The organism is Pseudoxanthomonas sp. LjRoot204_2 (genome assembly GCF_056175765.1).
Map to the genome: position 1 here is coordinate 1 of NZ_JBGFFG010000278.1, position 4,535 is coordinate 4,535.

General features: G+C 67.5%; 3 protein-coding genes. 1 reads left to right on the top strand and 2 read right to left on the bottom strand.

The annotated features are described in order from the left end of the window. Positions 1–1,290 (top strand): EAL domain-containing protein (locus AC04L7_RS12880; RefSeq protein ID WP_475513144.1); only part of this gene is annotated, 1,290 nt, incomplete at its 5' end. 9 nt (positions 1,291–1,299) lie between these two features. Here AC04L7_RS12880 and ybaL read toward each other — a convergent pair. Together ybaL and AC04L7_RS12890 are read right to left on the bottom strand one after the other, a co-directional pair. Beyond that, positions 1,300–2,988 (bottom strand): YbaL family putative K(+) efflux transporter, encoded by a 1,689-nt coding sequence (ybaL, locus tag AC04L7_RS12885; protein ID WP_475513145.1) that lies wholly within the window; start codon positions 2,986–2,988, stop codon positions 1,300–1,302. Positions 2,989–3,152: 164 nt separating this feature from the next. Beyond that, positions 3,153–4,535, bottom strand: a 1,383-nt coding sequence (locus tag AC04L7_RS12890) for a TonB-dependent receptor domain-containing protein (RefSeq protein WP_475513146.1), incomplete at its 5' end; no start/stop codon positions are given.

The following is a 4,535-nucleotide window of genomic DNA, read 5'->3' on the forward strand; positions in this document are numbered from 1 at the left end:
GAAGAAACGCTGCGCGACCAGGTCACGGGCCTGCCCAACCTCAAGGCGTTGCGTGGGCGCATGGAAAGGCCACTGCCGCGCACGGAGCTGGGCTACCTGTTGCTCGACCAGACCGACACGCTGGTGGCCGGCTTCGGGCTGGACACCCAGGCGCAGGCGATGAACGCGACCGCGCGGCGGGTGGACGACCTGGTCGAGGCGTACTACGTCGGCACGGGCCAGTTCGCGCTGCTGCCGCGCCCGGGGCGCGACGCCGACCTGTGGGAACGCGTGATGGCCCGCGTCGAACATGCGGAGATCGATGTCGACGGCGAACCGATACGGCTGCTGCCGTACCTCGGCGTCGCGGCGTTCAACGGCGCGCACGCGAGCGTGATCGACCGCGCCGTGCTGGCCGCGTCGCACCTGGCGTTCGAGGCGCGCCAGCACGGGGAACTGCGGCCGCGCTACAGCGACATCGGCGACACCCAGTTGCGGCGCACGCACCGCCGACAACTGCACGACGCCACCGAAGCCCTGGCCAGCCTGCGCAGCGAGCGCGTGGTGCTGTACTTCCAGCCCATCCGCGATCTGGTGGAGGACATGCAGGGCGAGCCCCGGCCGCTGGCGGGCGAAGTGCTGTGCCGACTGATCGACGAGCGCGGCGACATCATGTCGCCGGCGCGCTTCATGGCACCGCTGGAGGCGGCGGGGCGGGGCGCCGAACTGGACCTGGCGGTCATGCGCGCGCTGTTCCGGCTGCTGCGCAAGACACCGGCCGCGCTGCCGCATTGCCGCGAGATCGCCATCAACCTGACCGGACAGAGCCTGGCGTCGATGAGCTTCCAGGTCGAGTTGCGCACCTTGCTGGCGGGTTCGCCGCTGCCGATGCACGCGCTGTGCTTCGAAGTCACCGAAACCGCGGCCATCTCCAACACCGCGGCGGCCAGCCACCTGCTGGCCGACCTGCGCGCGCTGGGCTGCCACATCGCCATCGACGATTTCGGTACCGGCATGCAGAGCTTCGCGCGCCTGCGGGAGCTGCCGGTGGACGTGATCAAGATCGATGGTTCGTTCGTGCGCAACGTGGCGCAGCTCGGGAAGGACTACGCCGTGGTGCAGGCCTCGGTGGCGGTGGCGAAAGCCTTCGGCGCGGTCACCGTGGCGGAGTTCGTCGAGGACGAGGACACGGAATACTGCCTCCGCCGCTTGGGCGTGCACCGCGTGCAGGGGTATCTCTACGGCGCGCCGCGGCCGCTCGCCGACGTGCTGGCGGAAACGGCCGCCGAGGCCGCCGCCTCGCGCGAGTGAGGCGGCGGCTCAGGCACTCGTGCGCTGCGGGCGGTAGGGCGGCGTGGACATCACCATTTCGGCCAGCGAGAACGCGAGTTCGCGTTCGGCCAGCACGGCGCCGTCGGCGCCGTGTTCCAGCAGGTGCTTCACTTCGCCGTCGCTGTGCGCGCGCGCCAGCAAGGTCAGCGAAGGGTTGATCGCGCGCAGCTTGGCCAGCGTCTCGCCGGCTTCCAACGGCTGGGGGATCGCCAGCACGGCGATCTTGGCGCGCTCCGGGTGCGCTTCCGCCAGCACGCGGTCGGCGGCCGCACTGCCGCGGATCGCGGGAATGCCCGCATCGTGTGCGCGGGCGACGTGGTCGCCGTTGTCGTCGATGACGATCAACGGCACGCCCCGGTCGCGCAGGACGCGTGCCAGCTCGCTGCCCACGCGGCCGTAGCCGATGATGATGGCGTGGTCGGTGACGTCCAGCGACGGACCGGGCGGCACCTCGGGTTCGATCGGCAAGGGTGCCAGCGCTTCCTGCTTCGTCTGCCAGCGGTCCAGCCACGAGAACAGGAACGGGTTGGCGATGATGGACAGCAGCGAGCCGGCCAGGATCAGGTCGCGTCCGTCCGGCGGCAGGATCTTCAATGCCACGCCCAGCGCGGCCAGGATGAAGGAGAACTCGCCGATCTGCGCCAGGCTGACCGAAATGGTCAGCGCCGTGCCGGTCGGATGCTTGAACGCCTTGACGATGTAGTACGCCGCGACCGACTTGCCCAGCACGATGATGCCGAACGTGGCCAGCACCTGCCACGGATGGGCCACCAGGATGGCCGGGTTGAACAGCATGCCGACCGAGACGAAGAACAGCACCGCGAACGCGTCGCGCAGCGGCAGCGAGTCGTTGGCGGCCTTGTGGCTGAGCTCCGATTCGTTGAGCAGCATGCCGGCGAAGAACGCGCCCAGCGCGAACGACACGCCGAACAGCGTGGCCGAGCCGAACGCCACGCCCAGCGCGATCGCCAGTACCGACAGGGTGAACAGCTCGCGCGAACCGGTGGCGGCGATCTTCTCCAGCGTCCACGGGATGACGCGCYGACCCACCACCAGCATGAAGGCGACGAAGGCGCCCAGCTTGATGAAGGTCCAGGCGATGGCCACCATGAACGTGCCGAAGCTGGCACCTTCGGCCTGGGCTTCCGGCCCGAATGCCTCCGCCAGCACCGGCAGCATCACCAGCGCCAGCACCATCACCAGATCCTCGACGATCAGCCAGCCCACCGCGATGCGGCCGCGCCTGGTCTCGAGCAGGCGACGTTCCTCCATCGCACGCAGCAGTACCACCGTGCTCGCCACCGACAACGCCAGCCCGAACACGAAGCCGTTGAGCGGTGTCCAGCCCATGCCCCACGCCAGCGCCCACCCCAAGCCGGTCGCGACCACGATCTGCGCGATGGCGCCGGGAATGGCGATCGCTTTTACTTCCAGCAGGTCTTCCAGCGAAAAGTGCAGGCCCACGCCGAACATMAGCAGCATCACGCCCAGTTCGGACAATTGGGTGGCGAGTTCCTGGTCCGCGACGAAGCCGGGCGTGAATGGACCGACGAAGATGCCTGCGATGAGGTAACCGACCAGCGGCGAGAAGCGCAGCTTGTGCGCAAGCGCGCCCAGCACGAAGGCCAGGGCGAGGCCTACCGCGATGATGTTGATCAGGTCGGTGTCATGGTGCATCGAATGGCGCGGTTCCTCGGCGTGATCGGTCGAGTGTCGCCGATGCGGACGCTTTGTCGCAAACCCGCGACGCATGCCAAGCCTGCGTCGCGCGGTTCAGTTGCCCCCATCATGGGAACGCCCCGCGCGGGGCGGGGCGTTCCGGTGAGGCACGAAGCGCGGGTTTACCAGGTGTAGCTGATCCGGCCGTATGCGTAGGCGCCGTTGAAGCCGAACGGACTCTGCGACGGATACGGCAACTGGCCGGTGGTCGAGGTGTTCAACGCCGGGGAGATGAAGATGTTCTCGTCCGGGTACTCGTCCAGCACATTGTCGCCGCCGACGGTGAACTCCCAACCGCCGGTCTTGTAACTGAAGGCTAGGTCAAACAGCCACTTCGCACCGAAGGTCTGGTCCAGCACCGGGTTGGCGTTGAGGATGGTGAACTCGCCGTAGCGGGTGGCCGTGGTGCTGACGCTGAAGCCGCCCTTGGTCCAGATGCCGTTGAGGAAGAACTTGTCGCGCGGCGCACCCACTTCGAACCGGCCCAGTTCCACGCGGCCGAAACGCAGGGCGGTGGGATCGATCGCCGTCAGCGCGGCCGGATTCGGCGCCACGCGGTCGATCTCGGTCTTGTTGTAGTTGTAGCCGGTGGTGAAGTCGAGCGTGCTGCTCGCCAACGCCCACTTGTAGGTGCCGACGATGTCGACGCCCTTGGTGGTCGTGTCCAGCGCGTTGGTGAAGTAACGGCCGCCGGCGACATCCGGGAAACCGTTCGCGTTGAGCCAGGTGCGCACCGCCGTGCTGGTCAGGTTCTCCGACAGCGTGATGCGGTCCTTGACCTTGATGTGGTACCCATCGATGGTCACGTACAGGTTCTCGACCGGCGTGAGCACCAGGCCCAGGCTGAGGTTGTCCGATTCCTCCGCTTTCAGCGGTTCCGCACCGAGCGAGATGCCGGCCGGGTTGGTTACCCGGAACGTGACTAGGTCGAAGGGCAGCCCGCCGATGAAGTTGGTCGACGTGGTCTGGTAGTACTGCTGTTGCAGCGACGGCGCGTGGAAGCCCGTCGATGCCGTCGCACGCAACGCCACCGCGTCGTTGAACGCGTAGCGGCCCGTCAGCTTGCCGGTGGTGGTGTCGCCGAAGTCGCTGTAGTCCTCATAGCGCACGGCGACGCCGGCGGACAGTTTCTCGGTCAGGTCGCCTTCCAGGCCGGCGTAGAACGAAATGTTGTTGCGGTCGAAGCTGCCGCTGTCGCTCGGCCGGAAGCCCGGGAACACCTGCGCACCGGACGGCGCGGGTGCGCCGCCGATCAACACCCCGCCGTTGATGTACGACCCGGGCTCGCCGGCACCGATGGTGAACTTCTCGCCTCGCCATTCCGCGCCGTAGGACAGGGTGACCGGATAGGCCAGGCCCCAGTCCAGTTGCTTGTTGAAATCGAAGTTCAGCACGTGCTGCTTGAGTTCCAGCGAGCCGGCGTAGAACGCGGTGGGAGAGGTGGGGCCCAGGCTCCGGTTCAACGTGTTCTGGATGTCGAACTCCAGTTCGTTGCTGCCATAGGT